The sequence below is a fragment of the Thermostichus sp. MS-CIW-26 genome (genome assembly GCF_054059115.1).
The window spans coordinates 39,567-59,161 of sequence record NZ_JBSSBV010000016.1 but is presented as its reverse complement, the minus strand read 5'-3'; the positions used below and the strand labels follow the sequence as shown (position 1 = coordinate 59,161).

The window sequence follows — 19,595 nt, the reverse complement described above, 5'->3', positions numbered from 1 at the left end:
TGGACTCCGTCCCGCTGACGCGAACAGAGATAGGCAGGATGCGATCGCTTCTTTCCTGAACCATGTTCAGGAGAGTTCAGCGTGAATGTATCAGGACGTCATAGCTGCGCAACGCTAACGCGACTGGCCGGCATCGTCTCAGGAACCGTTGGGTCACAGCCGGCGGATCCCATGCCAAACTTTGGTTTAGAATATTTTTAGATTCGAGATTCAGTCTCACTCATTTGAACTTGGGGATGAACTTGGGGAGGCCAACCTTTAGCCTTGCCAAGGGTATCCTTCTTCTGCAGCGCTCCACTGGATCTAGCTTCCTGCCCTTTCCCGTCCTGTTTTGTTCATTATCTCTACCAACTCAGGAGTTTCTTATGGCCGTTCCAAATGGTCATTCCGGCACGCTTCCAGAGCAAGAGGCTTCTTCTATGGGAAAGGACGCCCTCCCGCTAACGCAAACGGGTAACGCTCTAAACCTGGCTCCCCTGCCTGCTGATGGGGCCTCTGCGGCTGCTCAGATGCCGGTACTGCTGGAGGAGAAATCCGGCCCGCCCGTGTTTCCCAGCCCTGTCAAGTTCAGCGAAATTGAGATTGACCACCGTCCGGTTGGGGCTTCAACCCTGAAAGTGGTGGATTACTATGCCGACGGACGTCCAGTTGCTGCTGCAACTCTCAAAGTCGTGGACACTTGGGGGGAGGGACGCCCAACGGTTGCCTCTGGCGCCAAATTCATCCATGACCCCGCGCTCAATCGGCCGATAATGGCCGATGGCCTGAAAATTGCCAAAACCTTTATGGGCAACCGACCCATTGAGGCCAGCCCTCTCAAGGTGCTGCGCTAGCCCAGATCCCCAAGGGGGGCCAGGGATCCCCTTGCTAACCTAGGTTAGGGCACAGCAGGGCAGTGAGCATGCAGATCCTGGCGGTTCTCTTGGGGCTGTTGGCGGGCTTGGGAGGAGGAGCGGGCTATCTGGCGGATCAGACGGCGCGGCAGCTTCTGTTGGATCAGTTGGATCGGGCAGAGGTTTTGGAGGTGCGCATCCAAAGCCAGCCCAATTACCGGCTGCTGAATGGCCAAGCGGATCGCCTGCTGATCGCCGGTCGCGGGCTCTATCGAGCGCCCTTTCCCCGCATCGAGCTTCTGGAGCTGGAAACCGATCCGGTGGCAATTGACCCCTCTTTTTTCCAGGGGGCTCCCTTGCGCCTGACGCGACCTCTGCAAGCGGCGGTGCGGGTGGTGGTGCGAGAAGAGGACTTGAATGCTGCCCTCAACATGCCAGAGGTGCTCCGCCAGTTTCAGGATCTCCGGGCCGATCTGCCTTTTGGGGGAGCGGGAAGGGAAGCTCGCCGTTTCGATCTGCGTCAGCCCCGCGTCGAGTTTTTGGATCCCAGCCGCATTCAGCTCTCTGCCCTCTTGGTGGAGAAAGACGGCGGTACTGAGCAAAAGGACTCCGTCCCGCTAACGCGAGCGGTGGAGGTGGTGTTTAACACCGGGATCCGCATGGAGGAAGGGCGCAGCCTAAAGCTGGAGAATCCGGAGTTTGTGATCGGTTCTGTACGGGTTCCCGATGAGATCTCAGCAGCGTTTTTGGGCGGGCTCAATGAGGTGTTTGACCTGCAAGAGCTGGAAGAGAGCGGGATTCTGGTGCGGGTGCTCAGCCTGGAGATAGAGCCTGACCAATTGCAGGTGATTGGGTTTGTGCGGGTGGAGACGCTGGAAAGGACTTTGTTCCGCTAACGGGGATCCCTGTTGAGCGTGGATGAGCTTCTTGAGGCTGCGCTCTAGAAAAGGGGCTGCTCTGTCAAACTGGATAAAGATCAGCCAGGCTGGAGATGGGATTATGGCCTTCGATTGGTTTCGCCGCCGCTATACCGACTCTACCGACTCTTCTGGTGAAGCGGAGTCTTCGCCACCAGCCCCCGCGCCAGCCACAGAACCGGCGGAGATGTCCCCTGAAGACTATTTGGCTTTTGCCAAAGCCGCCTATGCCAACCTGAAGGCCCGTACCGCTGCCCAAGCCCCACCGGCAACCCAGGACTCTGTCCCACCTGCGCCAGCGGAAGGGATCCCTGCAGAATCCGTCCAGCCACAGCCACCGGCCTCGACTGAGGAATCCGGCCCACTTGCCCAAGCAGAACCCCGTGAACCCGTCCAGTCCTCCACTCCAACACAAGAACCAGCATCTCCAGAATCGCCCCCTGTGCAGCCGGCGGCAGCTCCCTCGTTTTTCGATCTGGCTCCCCGTGCTGCTGAGCGTCTCCAAGCCCTGCAAGCCAGCGCCGTGGATGAGCCCAAACCCGAGCCGGTGACTCCAGCCGTTGCTCCCTCTCCAGAGACGGGGCCGGAAGAGCTGGTCTTCGATGAGGGCTTCCGCTGGTCAGCCGAGATCTTGGCGGCTCAAGGGCGCAAACCGGAAGAGATTTCCGTTGAGGAAATCTCCTGGCTGCAAAAGCTGCGGCGAGGCTTGGGCAAAACCCGCCTTAACCTGATCAACCAGTTGAAAGCCCTGGTAGGCCGCGGCCCTCTGGATCAGAAGGCTGTGGAAGAAATTGAGGCCCTGTTGCTGCAGGCCGATGTGGGGATCGACGCCACCGAGCAGATCATCCAAGCCCTACAAAAGCGCATGCGAGAGGAGGTGGTGCCCCCAGAGGAGGCCGTCAAATACCTCAAGCAGCAGATGCGGCAGATGTTGACGGTGGGGAATCCCACCTTTGCCCCACAACGGGACACGCTCAACATTTGGCTGATTGTCGGGGTGAATGGGGCGGGCAAAACCACCACCATTGGCAAAATTGCCCATGTCGCCCGCAAGTCTGGATACCGCTGTCTGATTGCTGCTGCTGATACTTTCCGGGCTGCTGCTGTGGAGCAGCTCAAGGTTTGGGCAGAGCGAGCAGGGGTAGAGGTAATCGCCAATCCCTCTCCCAATGCCGATCCGGCAGCAGTGGTCTTTGACGCCATCACAGCCGCCAAGGCCAGGGGCACAGAGCTGCTGTTGGTGGACACGGCAGGCCGTCTGCAAAACAAGAAAAACCTGATGGACGAGCTGGCCAAGATCCGCCGCATCGTCGATAAAAAAGCTCCCGAAGCCAAGGTAGAAAGCCTTCTGGTGCTGGATGCCACCCAAGGGCAAAACGGGTTGCGCCAAGCCGAGGTATTTGCCGAGGCTGCCAAGTTGAGCGGCGTGATCCTGACCAAGCTGGATAGCACCGCCAAGGGGGGGATTGCCCTGGCCATTACGCAGCAGATGAACCTACCCATCCGCTTTATCGGCGCCGGAGAGGGGCTAGAAGATCTGCGGCCTTTTTCCAGCTACGAGTTTGTGGAAGCTCTTCTAAGCGAGTATTGAGGCACCCCCTCTCTGAGAAGGGCCACCGTGAAGGAGAGACACACAGATCCAGGCTTTGTTGGGCGTCGCCCCCGCTTTCTAACCTGGAGTGCCGCGCTGGTGGGGGCAGGTTTGCTTTGGGCCTGGAGCGGGCATCGCTGGATCCAGAGCGGGTTGAACCTGGTCTGGGCGGGATCCACGCAGGATACAGAAGCTTTGCAGGAATTTGTAACCACCTTGGCTCAGGTGTTGTCGGGGGTGCTGGGCTTTACCCTCTCGGTGGTGGCCATTGTGGTGCAGTTGAGCGCGGATCGCTTCACGCCAAAGGTCACGGAGCTGTTTTTGCGCGAGAAAGTCAATTTCTACCTCTTCTTTTTCCTGATTTTGGCCAATGTGGTCAGTTTGTGGAGTTCGGCAGCCCTGAGCCTTTACGTTCGCGTCGGCGGTGTGGAGCAACAACGTCTGGGGCTGCTCGTCGGGCTGAATCTGCTGCTGGGCACAGCTTCGTTTTTGATGCTGATCCCCTACTTTCGCTTCGTGTTTCACTTTTTGCAGCCGGCACGGAGTCCTTTCTGAAACCTTTGGCTTTGATCTGGGAATGTTGGCCCAGTCGAGCTGTGCTCTGGGCTCTGAAACAACGGAAGCCATTGTGCAAGCCTTGTTACGCCTGGATCAAGACCCCGTTCGCGTCAGCGGGACGGAGTCCTTAAGCGAGCAACAGGAAACCACCCTGCGTGGGATCCGCAAAACCCAAGTCCGCTTGGCAGCCTATCGCGTCAGCGGGACGGAGTCCTTGCAGTTTTTTAGCTGGTTTCAGGGCTTAACCTTGCCGGCAGATAAGCTGATCGCGTAAGCGGGACGGAGTCCTTAGAGCTCCTCTGGATCTCTGGAGCTTCCCTAAAAAATTCTGCCGATCGCGTAAGCGGGACGGAGTCCTTGTCTAGTCTGGTTAGAGCCGCCCCTTGCTGACTTGTCCCATCGCGTTAGCGGGACGGAGTCCCATGCGTCCTTTCGGCAACCCCAACCGTCTGGGCAGTTCTCCTAGCCGCAGATCCCTGCCGGGATCCAGCTCCTTCGTTCAGTTTCGCCGCGACCCGCACCTAGTGCCCTTTTGGGGCCTAAGCCTACTAGTCATGGGCCTGGCGGTGCCCCTGTTTGTGCTCTCGGGGGCGGATCCCAGTTTGGCTGGCTGCGACGAGAGCTTTTATGCCCAAATGGCCCGCGAGCTGCTGCGGGGAGGGCATTGGCTGGGGCCCACTTTTTTGGGGGAGCCTTTTTTCGAGAAACCCCCTCTGCTCACCTGGAGCGTGGCCCTCAGTTTTGCCCTGTACGGGGTAAACGAGTGGGCAGCGCGGCTGCCAGGGATCCTCGCTGCTTTGCTCTCCATTCCCCTGGTGGGTTGGATTGGGTGGTTTTTTTTGCCGATGCGGGCGGCCTTTTTGGGGATGGCGGTTTTGCCCCTGTGCTACCTCTGGGTGCAGCAGGGGCGGCTGGTGGGGCAGGATGTGCCCTTGACCTTTCTGGAGCTGCTGGGGATCCTGGGGCTGGTCAACGGTATCCGCGGCCACAGGGTTTGGTTTTGGCTAACCGGAGTGGCCTTCGGGCTGGGCCTGCTGATGAAAAGTGCCATGATCCTGCTGCCGGGGGCGGCTTTGATCCCCTATCTCGTGCAGCAACGGCGCCGCTGGATGGGATCCGCCCCATTTTGGCTGGCGCTTGGGCTGGGCTTGGGGATTTTTGGCCTCTGGCTAGGTCCAGCCATGCAGGTGTATGGCCCACAGGTGCTGACCACCCTGGTGGGGAAGGTGTGGGATCTGGGGCAAGAGCCCTTCCATGCGGATGCCACCGGCTGGTACTACCTTTGGCACATTCCCGTTCATGGCTTCCCGTGGACGGTTTTGGCTTTGGTGGGTGGCTTTCTCCTGGTGCGCCAGCAGCCGGGATCCACGCTGCTGATCTGGTCTTTCCCCCTGCTGCTGCTGTTGTTGTTGCAGCTTTATCCCACCAAAACCCCCTACTACACCGTGCAGCTTTACCCTTGGCTGGCTCTCTTGGCCGGGGTAGCCTTGGATCAAGCGTTGGCTATGCGGGGTCGCGTCAGCGGTGCGGAGCACTTAAAGCCCCGTCTGGCCCAGGTGCTCTCTTGGGGACTGGCAGCGGTGGGGCTGTTGCTGTTGGGTTTGGGGGTGGCCGTCCGGCTAGGTGTAGACGGTCTGGAGCTCCTACAGCCTCATGCTTGGCCGCTGGTGGTGATGGGTGTTTTGTACCTCTTGCTGCCGGGGATCTGGAGTTGGCGGCGGGTGTTGCGCTGTGCCGGCAGTCTGTGGGTGGGAACCCTCTTGTTGGCCGGGATCCTCGCTATGATCACCATCGTCTTGCGGCCTGATTTTGGCAATTTCAGCCCTGCTTTTGCCCGCATGGATTGGAGCCAGATGCTGCCCCCGTCCGTTCGCGCTATTCGGACGGAGTCCTCGACAGAGGCTGGGGAGACGGTGGTGGATATTGGCCGCAGCGGCTTGCCGGATGTCTGTCAGGGCCAGGCCATCGCTTTTTATACCCCTAATCCGGGGAGATGGGTGGATGATCAGGCTCTGCAACGAGGGGAATATGGAGACTACCTTTGGGTTTCTCCGGTGCAGGCAGAAAAGGTGGAGATCCGGGATTTGGGGTTACAACCTCTGGCGGAGGTGGAGGGCTGGCAACTGGTGCGCCGTTTGGATCCCCTCTTGGAGCAGGGCAGCGGGGAGCCTCTTTGAGTTTAAAAATCTTAAGTTTAAGAATCCTAGGAAGTGTTAAAGCATGGCGGGAATAGCGGAATCGGGCCGGTCGTGGGTGTCTCTAGAGCGTACCTGGGTAATCCAGGGATTGGCTTGGCTGGCAGCGCTGCTATTTGTGGCGGGGGTGATCCTGCTGGCGGGGGCTTCACCTCTCCAGGTGGCGGCCAGCATGTGGCAGGGGGCCTTCGGCACTGAAGCTCAGTTTGGCCGGGTTTTGGCAACGCTGGCTCCCCTTGTCCTCTGCTGCTGTGGGCTGGTGTTTACGTTTGTTGCCGGTCTCTACAACTTGGGCATCGAAGGGCAAATGGTGGTCGGGGCAATTGCGGCCACGTTTCTGGTGCGTCTGGAAGCGGGATGGTTGCCGCCGCCACTGGCCATTACCTTGGCGCTTTTGGCCGGGATCCTGGGGGGGGCGGGCTGGGGCCTGTTGGCCGGGATCCTGAATGTGTGGGGGCGGGTCAACGAGATCTTCGCTGGGCTGGGGCTGAATTTTGTTGCCCAAGGTTGGGTGCTCTACCTGATCTTCGGCCCTTGGAAAAGGCCGGGGGTGGCTTCCATGAGCGGGACGGAAGTGTTGGATCCCCGTCTGTGGTTGCCCACCTGGGGGCGGTCAGAGGCCAGTCCGGTGGCGTTGCTGCTGGCCCTGTTGGCTTTGGCCCTGACGGTGCTGGTGGTGGGCAACACTCGCTTCGGCCTGCAGTTGCGGGCGGTGGGGAAAAACCCTGTAGCTGCTTTCCGGTTGGGGATCCCGGCTACCCGCAGGTTGCTCATGGCATTTGCCTGCTGTGGGGGCTTAGCAGGGCTGGCGGGCGCCTTGCAGGTGTTGGCTCTGTTCCATCGCCTCATCCCCAATATCTCCAGCAATTTGGGCTTTCTGGCCTTGTTGGTGGTGATGCTGGCAGGCTTTAACCCCCTGCTGATTTTGCCGATTGCCTTTTTCTTCAGCAGTCTTAACATCGGCAGCTTGCAACTGCCTCTCTCTTTGCAATTGGAGTCTTCTTTGGCCGGCGTGATTCAGGGATCCCTGGTGTTGTTCGTCTTGCTGGCCCAAGGGATCAGCCGCCGCTACTTCCTTGGGAAAGGTTAATGGCTTCGGCGATTTCTGGGATCCCTTTGCGTTAGCGTTGCGCAACAACGAGATTTAACTCCTATCGCGGGGGAAAACTTTGGATTTTTCTGCTCAGGACAGTGGTGCGGTTCCTCTGCCGTAGGCATAGCACCATCAACATCGGGAAATAAGGTTATCGTAGAAGGATGAATCGGACATCCCCTTTTTCAAATCGACCGCTCATCGGCGTTACCACCCGCAACCGCAATGACGAGGGAGACTTTGTAGCGCCAGGCCGCTATGTGGATGCCATTCGTGCTGCCGGAGGGATCCCTGTTCTTTTTCCCCCAGGCGAAAGCGAGCCCCAGGTTTTGCTGTCTTGGGTGGATGGCCTGGTGTTGACCGGTGGCGGCGACCTCTGCCCCAGCACCTACGGAGAAGATCCGCAACATCCCCAGGTGCGCTATGTCAACTCGGAGCGAGATCGATTTGAGGTGGCCTTGGCTGAAGCAGTAATGACGCAAGGGATCCCTGTTTTGGGCATTTGTCGAGGGATGCAGTTGCTGAATGTGGTGAGTGGCGGCAAGCTGATCCCCCATGTGCCTGATGTGTACGACAAGCTGGATCACTTCAACCCCGCTGATCGCGGTAGCGGGACGGAGTCCTTTCGCAAGCCCATTGTCGCTACGCGACGCTAACGCGAACGCCACAATGTCAGCCTGATCCGCTCCACACGGCTACACCAGGGCGCAGAAGAAATCTCTGTGGTCTCTTGGCACCATCAGGCCATCCGCGATGTGCCCTCAGGTTGGCGTTTGGCTGCCCGTTCTCGAGATGAGCTGTTGTCGCTACGCGACGCTAACGCGAACGCGGTAGCGGGACGGAGTCCTTTCGCGTCAGCGGGACGGAGTCCTTGCGGGCATGAAAGATGTCTTGGTACTCAAATACGCTCGTTAGGCTGAGGCTTTGCCAGGGCGGGATCCCTCTGCGGCAGCTCAACACCCCAGTAGCCAGCAGAAAGCTGCCCCATGCTAGGCTCTAGGCGGTGCTGCCCTAGTCGGCAAGGGGGGACTTGAAGGATATGAAAAAAAGGGTGGGCAGGGTAGTTTTCGCAAGTGCTTTAACTTTTTTTGCCAGTTCAATTCTTCTGAGAGCATGACTCTAGTCAATAATAAGCTCAACTATACTGAAAATAATGTATAATATGTTCAGTACGGATTACTACCAGTTGATCTTTCTGTTTACTTTCGAGTCTGCCAACATGGTAGCCAAAGCAAAGCAGAAAATTGGTAGTAAGACGACATGGAAACTGCGCTTTGGGTATTCTACTCAAAGCTTTGCGGGATACCGCCATTCTGTTTGGAAACAAACAGAATGCTATCGCTGCATAGTTGAACAGCGATGTGTGGCTACGCCACGCAAGCGAACAGCAGTGTTCAGCGTAAATGTATCAGCCTACGGTTCGCATTCAATCGAGTGGGCTTGCCAGTTCGGAACTCCTGCGAATGAGGTGGCTGACTCTATTGCTGTCGATCGCGCCAGCGGTGCGGAGCACTTTGGACAGGGCAATGCTTGGGTAGCGGGAACCACTACGGGAGCCCTTCCTGACCAGTTGAGCGCTGGGAGCTGGGGTGCTTCTGTGCTTCAAGTACAGTCGCTAAGCCTGAGCTTCCTTCTCTTGGGAGAGCGGCCATGCACCGAATAGCTGCTTTGCCAGGGGGATGGGATCCTTCCCAATCCGGCGTCATTTTCTTGGAGCAGGATCCCGCTCCCATCGTTATCCTTTCGGCAGCCGATACGGACCTGACGGCTTTGAGCGCGGCCATCCGTCTTTTGCCCCAAGACTTTCCGGCCATACGGGCAGCTAATCTGCTGCAGTTGCAACAGCCCCTCAGCCTGGATGACTACGCCGAGAAGGTGCTGCGGCAGGCCCGGCTAATCTTGATCCGCCTGTTGGGGGGAAGGGCCTACTGGAGCTATGGCCTGGAGGTAGCCAAGCAGGTGGCCGCCGAGGAGGGATCCACCCTAATCGTCATTCCTGGGGACGATCGCCCCGACTGGGATTTGGTGAGCCATTCCACTGTGCCCCTGGCGGTGGCGGATCGGGTGTGGCGGTACTGGCTGGAGGGGGGAGCGGAGAATGTGGCTGCCTGTCTGCTGTTGCTGGCTAGGGAGTTCCTAGGGGGCCAATATTCGGCGCCGGATCCACAAGGGTTGCCTCGTCTTGGGATCTACCAACCTCCCGTAGCCTCGCCGACGGATCCCCAAGCTCCCAAGGTGGGGATTTTGCTCTACCGAGCCCATGTTCTGGCGGGGAACATAGAGCCGGTGGATCAATTGGCAAAAGCCTTGGTGGAGCGGGGGCTGCAGCCTCTGTGCCTTTACACCTACAGCCTTCAAGATCCCGACTTGCCCCAGGCCATTCGGGATCACTTTGGCAGCCAGATTGACCTGTTGCTCAACACCACCAGTTTTTCGCTGGCGCGGTTGGACAGCCACCAGCCCGATGTAAGCCTGTGGCAGGAATTGGATGTGCCCGTTTTGCAGGTAATCCTTAGCAGCGGATCCCGCCAGAGCTGGGAGGACTCCACGCGAGGACTGGGAGCGCGGGATCTGGCCATGAATGTGGCTTTGCCGGAGGTGGATGGGCGCATCATCAGCCGCGCCGTTTCCTTCAAGGCGGTTCAACAGCGGGATCCCCACTTGCAAACGGAGGTGGTGGCCTATGCGGCTGTGCCGGATCGGGTGGAGTTTGTAGCCGATTTGGCGGCCAACTGGGTGAAACTGCGGCGCACCCCTGCCAACCAGCGCCGTCTGGCTCTGATTTTGGCCAACTACCCCAGCCGGGACGGGCGGCTGGCCAATGGGGTAGGGTTGGATACACCGGCAAGCTGCGTGGAGATTCTCAAGGTCCTGGCGGAATCCAGCTACCGGGTGGGGCCCCTGCCGCAGACAGGAGATGAGCTCATCCGCTGGCTCACCCAGGGCCAAACCTATGACCCGCTGGGATCCCTGCGCCCCGCTCGCCAATGGCTTTCTGCTGCCCTTTATCGAGAGTGGTTTGCCCGCTTGCCTGAGCCCATCCAGACCGACCTCGTCCGGCAGTGGGGGGATCCGCCCTCTCGAGATATTCCCGTGGTGGGACTGCAGTTAGGGCAGGTGTTTGTAGGCATTCAGCCCCCGCGAGGCTATGACCGGGATCCGTCCTTGAACTACCACGCCCCGGATCTGGTGCCCCCCCACGAGTACCTGGCTTTTTACCTGTGGCTGCGGCAGGTCTTCGCCGTTCAAGCGGTGGTGCATGTGGGCAAGCACGGCAACCTGGAATGGCTGCCCGGCAAGGGATCCGCCCTTTCCGCCACCTGCTACCCGGAGATGGCCCTGGGGCCGCTGCCCCACTTCTACCCCTTCATTGTCAACGATCCGGGAGAGGGATCCCAGGCCAAGCGGCGAGCCCAGGCAGTGATTATCGACCACCTCACCCCGCCCCTTACCCGCGCCGAGCTGTACGGCCCCCTGGCGGACTTGGAACGGTTGATGGATGAGTACGTGCAGGCCCAACAGATGGATCCAGGCCGCTGCCCGCTGATTCGCGCCCAGATTCAGGAGCTGGTTCGAGCCGAGCATCTAGACCAACAGTTCAACCTGGAAAAAGAAGAAGATTGGAATCGCCTGGATGGCTATCTTTGCGAGCTAAAAGAATCCCAGATTCGCGATGGGCTGCACATCTTTGGCCGGATCCCTGCCGGTGAGCAGCTTGTTGATCTGGTGGTAGCGCTGGCCCGCTACCCCGGCCACGGACAACTGGGGATTACTCAGGCCATTGCCCGCGATTGGGGATGGGACTGGGATCCCTTGACCGCCGACCTGACAGATCCTTGGCCAGAGGGATCCCCGAACTCGCCGTAACCCAAGCCAAGCGTTTTATTTTCCTCTCTCAGGGAGCAAGGAAGAATCTTAAGAGTAAGAGGAGTTGATCGGGATCCCTCATCAACTCCTCTGTTGGAACAATGGAAGCAGGCTAGAGAAACAGCTGGATCCCGGAATCGTAGCCCAAGACCGGCTCGCGCCTAGGTGCCCCCTGGCCAGCTACCGGGAAGCCTCAGCAGGCGTTTCAATAGCGAGATTGAAAACTCCGCCGCCGCTCACCACCACCGAAAGCAGGGCGTTCTTCCCGGGGACGAGCTTTGTTCACCTTGAGGTCGCGCCCCATCCATTCCGCCCCATCCAGCGCAGCAATGGCAGCCTGCTCCTCTGCTTCAGAGCTCATTTCCACAAACCCGAAGCCTCGAATGCGGCCTGTCTCACGGTCAGTGGGGATCTGCACCCGCTTCACAGAACCGTACTCAGCAAAAACAGCGGTCAAATCCGCTTCTGTCACCTTAAAGGAAAGGTTGCCAACATAAATCGACATAGACGATCTCCGAAAGAGAGAGTAACAAAGGGTGAGATGTTCGGAGAGCCGTCTGCCAATACAAAACGTGAAAATCCGTCAAGACCAGAAGAAACGAGCACTACAACCGATAACAATCTCAGCTTCTATCCTAACACAGAAGCAGGGGTTCACCACTTCGATTTCGCGAAATTCTGGGGACATTGCCTTCACACCCCAACTGGCCCGGCCCAAACACTCCGCTGCCCTACCTGCGCTGACGCCACCTCAGCCCAGCTTCTCCAGCCTGGATCCCAGTAACCTCATCTGGGCTTCCAGCTCTGCCAGTTGCTCCTGACTGGCTTGCACCACCTCAGGGTTGGCCCGGTTGAGAAAATTGGGGTTCTCTAGGCGAGCGCGGATCCCTTGGGCCTCTTTTTCCAGTTTGGCCAGGTCTTTTTGCAGTTTGGCCCGCAGCGCTTCCACATCCACCAGTCCTGCCAAGGGCATCAGCACCTGCACCGTGCCCACCACTGCAGCTGCCACCTGTTTGGGCTCCGTGGCCAGGGATCCCGTAATCTCCAAAGCCTCGGCCTTAACCAGATCCCGGATATAAGCTTGGGCAGCCGTCAGGATCCGCTGCTCGGCGGGATCGGTAGTGAGCAAAAGGGCCCTGATGGTCTGCTGGGGCTTGAGGCCGGTTTCTGCCCGCAGGTTGCGCAGGCTGGTAATGGTTTGGATCACCAAGCCAAACTCCCGCTCCAGTTGAGGGTCGATCCAACTGGGATCTGGGGTGGGATAGGGCTGCACGGAGATAGAGGTGGTTTGGTTGGCCTGGGTGAGCAGCTGCCAGATCTCCTCGGTGATGTGGGGCATCCAGGGGTGCAGCAGTTTGAGAATGGTTTCCAAAACGATGGCCAGCACCTGCTGCGCTGTGCGCTTGGAAGCCAAGTTTTCTCCCCGCAGCCGGGGCTTGACCAGCTCGATGTACCAGTCGCAAAAGTCATCCCAAATGAGAGAGTAGAGCAGGCGCGCCCCCTCGCCCAGGCCATAGGCTTCCAGCTCGGCGATGACTTGGGTGGCTGTGGAGTGCAGCCGCGACAGGATCCAGCGATCGGCCAGCTCCAGCGCTTCGGGGGCAGGGGATCCCAGCTGGGCAGGGGTTTGCCCCTCCAAGTTCATCAACACAAAGCGGGAGGCGTTCCAGATCTTGTTGGCAAAGTTGCGGGCGGCCTCTACGCTGGCGCTCTCCCCCGTCTTGCGGTCGTAGGCCAGGCGGATATCCTGCCCTGCCCCCACCACCTCTTTGACCAGGGCATAGCGCAGGGCGTCGGTGCCGTATTTGTCCAGCAGCTCCAGGGGATCGATGCCATTTCCCTTGGTTTTGGACATTTTCGCCCCGTGCTCATCCCGCACCAGGCCATTGATGTACACGTCTTTGAAGGGGATCTGGCCGGTAAATTGGGATCCCATCATGGCCATGCGGGCCACCCAGAAGAAAATGATGTCAAAGCCCGTGGACATCAGGGAGTTGGGATAGTAGCGTTTGAAATCCTCGGTCTCTTCCGGCCAGCCCAGGGTTGAAAAGGGCCACAGAGCAGAGCTAAACCAGGTATCCAGCACATCCGGATCCTGCTCTACCCGCTCAACTTCTGGGCCAAACTTTTCCCGTGCCTTGAGCAGCGCTTCCTCGCCGTTGCGGGCCACCACAAAAGCTTGGGGATCCTCGAGAAGCTGGCCATTGAGGACTGGATACCAAGCTGGGATCTGATGGCCCCACCACAACTGCCGAGAAATGCACCAGGGGCGCAGCTTTTCCAGCCAGCCCGTGTAGACTTTGGTCCAGCGCTCAGGGATAAAGCGGGGGCTATTTCGTTGGTATTCCTCTTCCAAACAGCGAGCCCCCATCCCCGAGACATCGCAAAACCACTGAATGGAAAGCAAAGGCTCGATGGGCACGCCGCCGCGGTCGCTGTGGGGAACGGTGTGGGTGTAGTCCTCCACCTTCTCCAGCAGGCCATGTTCGGCAAACCACTGCACCACCTTTTCTCGGGCCACAAAGCGATCTAGGCCGGTGAAAGGATCCCCGTTTTCGTTGAGGGTGCCGTCTTTATTGAGGATGTTGATGAAGGGCAATCGGTGCCGTTTGCCGATTTCAAAGTCGTTGGGGTCGTGGGCCGGGGTAATTTTCACACACCCGGAGCCAAAGGAGGGATCCACATACTCATCCGCAATGATGGGGATGAGGCGATTTTTAATGGGCAGGCGAATGAACTGGCCGATGAGATGGCAATAGCGCTCGTCTTGGGGGTTCACCGCCACCGCCGTATCCCCCAGCATGGTCTCGGGCCGAGTGGTGGCCACCACCAGATACTGGCTGGGATCCTCGGCCAAGGGATAGCGAAAATGCCACAGGTGGCCCTTGACCTCTTTGTCGTCTAGCTCAATGTCTGACACCGCCGACTGGGTGGCCGGGCACCAGTTCACCAAATACTCGCCCCGGTAAATCAACCCCGCCTCGTATAGCCGCACAAACGCCTCGGTTACCGCCCGGCTCAGCCCCTCGTCGAGGGTAAAGCGATCCCGCGTCCAGTCCAGCGAGAGACCCAGCCGCCGCAATTGGCTCTTGATAGCTCCCTGCGACTGCTCCTTCCAAGCCCAAGCTCGCTCCAGAAAAGCCTCGCGGCCCAGATCGAAGCGGGTCTTGCCCTCTTGGCGCAGTTGGTTTTCCAGGATGGTGTGCACGGCGATGCTGGCATGATCCGTGCCGGGCAGCCAGAGCACGTTGTAGCCGCGCATGCGCTTGTAGCGCGTCACCACATCCGGCAGGGTAAAGGCAAAAGCATGGCCCATGTGCAGGTTGCCCGTCACATTGGGCGGGGGCAGCACCATGCTAAAGGCCTCTCCCGGCGCCTTGGGATCCGCCACGTAAAAGCCCTTCTCTTCCCAAAAGCGCTGCCACTTCGGCTCGGTCTCGAAGGGGTTGTACTGGCTGGGCAGGTTGGCGGAGGAAATTGCAGCAGTCATGGGGAGAACAGGCCAACGGCTGAGAAGGATAAATCACTTTATAGAGTAGCAGTCTAACCCCTTGCCCTTCGGGGTAGAGTGGCCCGTTGGTCTTGACCCCGATCACACAGCCAGAGAGGGATTTCGAGCTAGGGTACTGCTGTCCTCAGCGTTTGGGTACTGCGTTATGTCCAGATCATTGACGGCAACGGTACTGATGGCCCTGATGGCTCTATCCCCTGGGATCCCTGCCTTGGCGCAACAGGACCAGGAGAGCTTAGATGGTGACGTCCTGATTTGTCAGGGGGTACCTCATCTAGACTCTTTGGCAGGTTTTGAGGCTTGCTTGAGTTTGGGTTCCTACACCTACTCTCAGTCTGATAACCAATCCGCGACCCAGTTGTTAGCAGATTTGTTGCTTTCGCACCTCCTCGAGCGAACCCCCTCTCAGTCTAATAGCCAATCCCAGTTGGTAGGCCTGTATTTCATCCCATACACCACCTATAGCTTTTGCTTTGTGGGTACAGAGAAGTTCGATGACTCAGAGAAGATTTATGTGTATGTGGGTCGAAGTGGACGGCTATTCTTCGGTTTGGATCGCCCCCTGACCCCTTCTGAACTGGAGGTAGAGACCCCCCAAGTTATCCAGCGGAAGGCCCGTATTCTCCAGGTGGCGGCAGATCCCATTTTCGGTATCAGCCAACTGGTGGTTTACGACGAGACTGAGTTTCGCCTGAAGCAGCCAATAATAGTGACCACACCTCTAGGATACTTTGGAGACTCCATTTCGCGAGAGGTGTTTTTAGAGAGTCCCGACTGCCAAGCCATTTTGAATTGAGGATCCCCTGCACCTGTAACTGGTGTGCGTTCTTGGGTTTTGGCAGGCTTACGAAACGGCCCTAGAGGCCAGAGTAAGCGTTGAGCCATTCCATGAAGTAAAACACCAGTGGCGCGGTGAACACATAGCTGTCTCCCCGATCCAAGATGCCACCGTGGCCCGGGATCAGATCCCCGGAATCTTTGACGCCGGCATCTCGCTTCATCAGCGATTCGGTCAGGTCGCCCAGCAGGCTGGTCAACCCGATCAAAAACCCCAACACGCTGCCGCTCAGCCAGCTCCAGGGCCAGCTCAGGGCGTGGGCTCCGGCCACGGCCAGGGCCATGCTGGCGGCAATGCCGGCTACTGCCCCTTCCACCGTTTTCTTCGGGCTGAGGATGGAGAGCTTGGTGCGCCCAAAGGCCCGACCACACAGGTAGGCCCCTACATCTGCGGCGATCACGCAGCCAATGGCCAACAGCGTAATCCATAGCCCTTCGCCAATGCCCTTGGATAAAGACAAAGCCCTGACCCGAATCCAAAAACTGGGCAGCAGAGCACAGTAAAACAGTCCCAAAATTGAGGTGGCAATATCGGCAATGGTGGCCACCTTGGGCTTAAAGAGCAAATAAAAACAGATGATCGATCCCGCCACGATAAAGGCAGGGCTGGTCCACTCCGGCCTCACCTGCTGCAAAATCACCAGCACCTGGCTGGAAAACATGGTGGTGCGCATGGCCGGCGCATTGCCTTTGGCTTGCACCAAGCGAAAAAACTCCAACTGGGCCAAAAAAATGATTAGCCCAATGGCTGCAGTAAAATACCAGCCCCCTAGCAGGGTGACCGCCAACGCAAACAACACCGCCGCAAAACCGCTAACCCAACGGGCTCCCATGGGCGCACCCCGTCACGTTGGCTGGCCAAATACCTCTTGCCCCCGGCTCCAGCAGATCGACGTCCAAGCCGAGAGCAGAAGAAACCCCCCCTCTGGTGTTCAAGATTCGCGTTTGCGGGACGGAGTCCTGATGCGGCTGCTGCAATGGAAACGCCTCTTGCCCTAGCCTTTCAGTTTAACTCCCTTGGCCTCGAAACAACCGCTTTCGGCCCTGCAGGATGGGATTTCCAGGTAAGGTGGCAGACAGACTGGAGCATGAGATAATGGGCAAACCGCAAAGCTCACTGCTGACCGCCTAAGATACCTCTGATTCGTTGCACCGCAGCATGGTTCAAGAACTCACTTCGCGCTCCACGACTGCTCGCATTTCTGCCGAAGAGGCTCGTCTTCTCTATGAAGACATGGTGCTGGGCCGCCTGTTTGAAGACAAGTGCGCCGAAATGTACTACAAGGGCAAGATGTTCGGCTTTGTGCATCTGTACAACGGCCAGGAGGCCGTCTCTACGGGGGTGATCAAGGCGCTCAAGCCCACCGACTACGTGTGCAGCACCTACCGCGATCATGTGCATGCTCTCAGCACCGGGATCCCGCCGCGGGCGGTCATGGCAGAGTTGTTCGGCAAGGCCACCGGCTGCAGCAAGGGTCGGGGTGGTTCCATGCACCTCTTCTCGGCGGAGCACAATTTCTTGGGGGGCTATGCCTTCGTGGCCGAAGGGATCCCGGTGGCGACGGGGGCTGCTTTTTCTGCCAAATACCGGGGCACTGACCAGGTAACCGCCTGCTTCTTCGGGGATGGAGCCTGCAACAACGGCCAGTTTTACGAGTGCCTCAACATGGCTGCCCTCTGGAAGTTGCCCATCATCTATGTGGTGGAAAATAACTTCTGGGCCATTGGCATGGCCCATGAGCGCTCCACTTCCGACACCGATATCTACCGCAAGGGCCCGGCTTTTGGCATGCCCGGCTACCAGGTGGATGGGATGGATGTGCTGGCGGTGCGAGAGGCGGCCCAACAGGCCATCGCCCGCGCCCGCGCCGGAGAAGGCCCCACCTTGCTAGAGTGCATCACCTATCGTTTTCGGGGCCATTCCCTTGCCGACCCTGACGAGCTGCGCAGTCCTGAGGAAAAAGAGTTCTGGCGGCAGCGGGATCCCATTAAACAACTGGAACGCTATGCCCTGGAGCACAACCTAATGTCCGAGGCAGACTTCCAAGCCATCCACGCGGAGGTCAGCGCCGTGATTGAGGACGCGGTTCTTTTTGCTCTGGAAAGCCCAGAGCCAACCCTGGACGAGCTGCACCGTTTTGTCTTTGCCGAAGACGAGTAGATCCTGGCCACTTCCCCGGTAGCGGGGGAGTCGCTTGCCGGGGGATCCCCACAAGGTTCTCTGGCCAACTCGGGTGGCCCATCCACCTGGCGGAGTGCTGTCCTGCTGGATCCCTCGAGGCTCCTCGAGGATCGGCATCAGAGAAACTTTCTCGAGATCTGCGCGATGGCGCAGATTTTTTTGTAAATATCGCTTCCCATTTGTTTACACAGCTTCATATCATTGAGGTATCGAGCATGAGTATTTATTCCCGGTCATGAGCAATTCTCTTGAGTTTCCCTGGCTGTCGGTGCTGGTGCTCTTGCCTCTGCTGGCAGCCTTCGGGATCCCCTTGATCCCCCAGAGCCGTTGGGTGCGTTGGTATGCCCTCGCTGTGGGGGCTTTTGATTTGGGCCTGATGGTCTATGTCTTTGCGCGGCACTATGACCTGCAGGACTTTTCTCTGCAACTGGCGGAGCGCTACGCCTGGGTGCCCCAAATTGGATTCCACTGGTCGCTGGCGGTGGACGGCCTCTCCTTCCCGCTGGTGTTGCTGTCGGGTTTGATCACAACCCTGTCGATTGTGGCGGCTTGGAATCTCACCCATAAGCCGCGTTTGTTTTTCTTCTTGCTGCTGCTGATGTACGGTGCCCAGGTGGGCGTGTTTCTGGCGCAGGACATGCTCCTTTTCTTCCTGATGTGGGAGATCGAGCTGGTGCCGGTCTATCTGCTCATCTCCATCTGGGGTGGGCCGAAGCGCCAGTACGCCGCCACCAAGTTCATCCTCTACACCGCCGCCGCCTCCATTTTTATCTTGGTGGGATCCCTGGCAATGGCCTTCTATGGCGAGGGCTTTAGCCTGGAGATGGCAGAGCTGAGCGCTAAGTCTTACCCGGTGGCCTTGGAGCTGTTGGTGTATGCGGCTTTGCTGATTGCCTTTGGGGTGAAGCTGCCGATTTTTCCGCTGCACACCTGGCTGCCGGATGCCCACAGCGAAGCCTCTGCTCCCATTTCCATGATCTTGGCGGGGGTTCTGCTCAAGATGGGTGGCTATGGCCTGATCCGCATGAATGTGGGCATGTTGTCGGAAGCCCACGTGTACTTCGCCCCGGTGCTGGCGGTGTTGGGTGTGGTGAACATCATCTACGGGGCGTTGGCCGCCTTCGGTCAGAACCATCTCAAGCGGCGCTTGGCCTATTCATCCATCGCCCACATGGGCTTTGTGTTGATCGGGATCTCCGCCTTCACGGAGCTGGGCATCAATGGGGCAGTGCTGCAGATGATCTCCCACGGTCTGATTGCCGCGGTTCTGTTCTTCCTGACGGGGATCACCTACGAGCGCACCCACACCCTTGCCCTCGACAAGTTGGGAGGGTTGGCCAAGCAGATGCCGAAGGCTTTTGCCCTGTTTACAGCGGGATCCCTGGCCTCTCTGGCGCTGCCGGGGATGAGCGGATTTGTGGGTGAGCTGACGGTGTTCTTGGGCTTGACCACCAGCGATGCCTATGCGCCGACCTTCAAAGCTGGAATTGCCCTGCTGGCGGCAGTGGGTATCATTTTGACGCCCATTTACTTGCTCTCCATGCTGCGTCAGGTGTTCTACGGGGCTCAGGATCCCGGCCTAGTTTTGGAAGATTACCTGGGGGATATGCGCCCGCGGGAAATGGCGGTGGCCCTCTGTCTGCTGTTGCCGATCCTCGGCATTGGCTTCTACCCACGCCTGGCTACCCAAACCTACGATGTCACAACGGTGGCGGTAGCTGCCCAGTTGCGCAGTGTGTTGGCCACTGAAATTGTGCAACGGCCTTTCTTCCCTTCGCCAGTGCAACCGGCCCAGGTGGCCGCTCTGCCCCTGGAAGATTGAAAGGGGGTCGAGACTCGCTTTCTTTTTATCGGTCTTTCTCTATTCCTTCCCTATCCAGAAGAGCTGCTGTCGGAGGAGTGGCCCGACTCAACTTGCGGCTCTTCTTTTTTCTTTTGTTTTTTAAGCTTCTTTTAAGTTTTAAGGTTGGATTTCGGATCGAGGATGTTCCTGGGCTGGGATTTTCTGGCG

14 protein-coding genes and 2 pseudogenes are annotated in these 19,595 nt (G+C 58.5%); 13 read left to right on the top strand and 3 right to left on the bottom strand.

The features are described 5' to 3' along the window. Positions 1-419: 419 nt before the first annotated feature. The 10 genes and pseudogenes from ACVWZU_RS07330 (at position 420) to cobN (ending at position 11,054) form a co-directional block, all read left to right on the top strand. Positions 420-833 carry a hypothetical protein gene (locus ACVWZU_RS07330; RefSeq protein ID WP_457444136.1) on the top strand — a complete coding sequence of 138 codons (414 nt, stop codon included), beginning with the start codon at positions 420-422 and terminating at the stop codon, positions 831-833. Between the two features lie 68 nt (positions 834-901). Next, positions 902-1,729, top strand: coding sequence for an LmeA family phospholipid-binding protein (locus tag ACVWZU_RS07325; RefSeq protein WP_457444144.1), 828 nt, complete (start codon positions 902-904; stop codon positions 1,727-1,729). Positions 1,730-1,832: 103 nt separating this feature from the next. Then, positions 1,833-3,341, top strand: a complete 1,509-nt coding sequence (ftsY, locus tag ACVWZU_RS07320; protein ID WP_457444134.1) for a signal recognition particle-docking protein FtsY — start codon at positions 1,833-1,835, stop codon at positions 3,339-3,341. A 27-nt stretch (positions 3,342-3,368) separates the two neighbouring features. Further along, complete coding sequence (locus ACVWZU_RS07315; protein WP_457406701.1) at positions 3,369-3,896, top strand: DUF2254 family protein; 528 nt, start codon at positions 3,369-3,371, stop codon at positions 3,894-3,896. A 22-nt stretch (positions 3,897-3,918) separates the two neighbouring features. After that, positions 3,919-4,173: a hypothetical protein gene (locus tag ACVWZU_RS07310; RefSeq protein ID WP_457415353.1), complete on the top strand. Its 255-nt coding sequence runs from the start codon at positions 3,919-3,921 to the stop codon at positions 4,171-4,173. A gap of 148 nt (positions 4,174-4,321) precedes the next feature. Continuing rightward, entirely contained in the window at positions 4,322-6,076 is a 1,755-nt protein-coding gene (locus ACVWZU_RS07305; protein WP_457444131.1) for an ArnT family glycosyltransferase, read from the top strand. A gap of 43 nt (positions 6,077-6,119) precedes the next feature. Then, on the top strand, positions 6,120-7,184 hold the full coding sequence (locus ACVWZU_RS07300; protein ID WP_011431976.1) for an ABC transporter permease: 1,065 nt from the start codon (positions 6,120-6,122) through the stop codon (positions 7,182-7,184). A 167-nt stretch (positions 7,185-7,351) separates the two neighbouring features. Next, a pseudogene (locus tag ACVWZU_RS07295) lies at positions 7,352-8,107 on the top strand (gamma-glutamyl-gamma-aminobutyrate hydrolase family protein). A 245-nt stretch (positions 8,108-8,352) separates the two neighbouring features. Then, a pseudogene (locus ACVWZU_RS07290) lies at positions 8,353-8,536 on the top strand (hypothetical protein); the annotation flags it as partial. 301 nt (positions 8,537-8,837) lie between these two features. After that, positions 8,838-11,054, top strand: a complete 2,217-nt coding sequence (gene cobN, locus ACVWZU_RS07285) for a cobaltochelatase subunit CobN (protein ID WP_457444129.1) — start codon at positions 8,838-8,840, stop codon at positions 11,052-11,054. A gap of 205 nt (positions 11,055-11,259) precedes the next feature. Here cobN and ACVWZU_RS07280 read toward each other — a convergent pair whose 3' ends face one another. After that, the gene (locus ACVWZU_RS07280; RefSeq protein ID WP_457394815.1) at positions 11,260-11,559 is read right to left on the bottom strand and encodes an RNA recognition motif domain-containing protein; all 300 of its coding nucleotides are present in this window, start codon (positions 11,557-11,559) and stop codon (positions 11,260-11,262) included. Between the two features lie 246 nt (positions 11,560-11,805). After that, positions 11,806-14,544, bottom strand: coding sequence for a valine--tRNA ligase (locus tag ACVWZU_RS07275; RefSeq protein WP_457444127.1), 2,739 nt, complete (start codon positions 14,542-14,544; stop codon positions 11,806-11,808). Positions 14,545-14,710: 166 nt separating this feature from the next. Here ACVWZU_RS07275 and ACVWZU_RS07270 point away from each other — a divergent pair, with 166 nt between their 5' ends. Continuing rightward, positions 14,711-15,361 carry a hypothetical protein gene (locus tag ACVWZU_RS07270; RefSeq protein WP_457444125.1) on the top strand — a complete coding sequence of 217 codons (651 nt, stop codon included), beginning with the start codon at positions 14,711-14,713 and terminating at the stop codon, positions 15,359-15,361. 61 nt (positions 15,362-15,422) lie between these two features. Here the strand turns inward: ACVWZU_RS07270 and ACVWZU_RS07265 are convergent, their stop codons facing one another. Then, positions 15,423-16,235, bottom strand: a complete 813-nt coding sequence (locus ACVWZU_RS07265; RefSeq protein WP_457444123.1) for a phosphatidate cytidylyltransferase — start codon at positions 16,233-16,235, stop codon at positions 15,423-15,425. 326 nt (positions 16,236-16,561) lie between these two features. On the opposite strand from ACVWZU_RS07265, the gene pdhA reads away from it, so the two are divergent. Continuing rightward, on the top strand, positions 16,562-17,563 hold the full coding sequence (gene pdhA / locus ACVWZU_RS07260) for a pyruvate dehydrogenase (acetyl-transferring) E1 component subunit alpha (protein WP_414409499.1): 1,002 nt from the start codon (positions 16,562-16,564) through the stop codon (positions 17,561-17,563). A 256-nt stretch (positions 17,564-17,819) separates the two neighbouring features. Beyond that, positions 17,820-19,406, top strand: a complete 1,587-nt coding sequence (locus tag ACVWZU_RS07255; RefSeq protein ID WP_457444121.1) for an NAD(P)H-quinone oxidoreductase subunit 4 — start codon at positions 17,820-17,822, stop codon at positions 19,404-19,406. Positions 19,407-19,595: the final 189 nt, after the last annotated feature.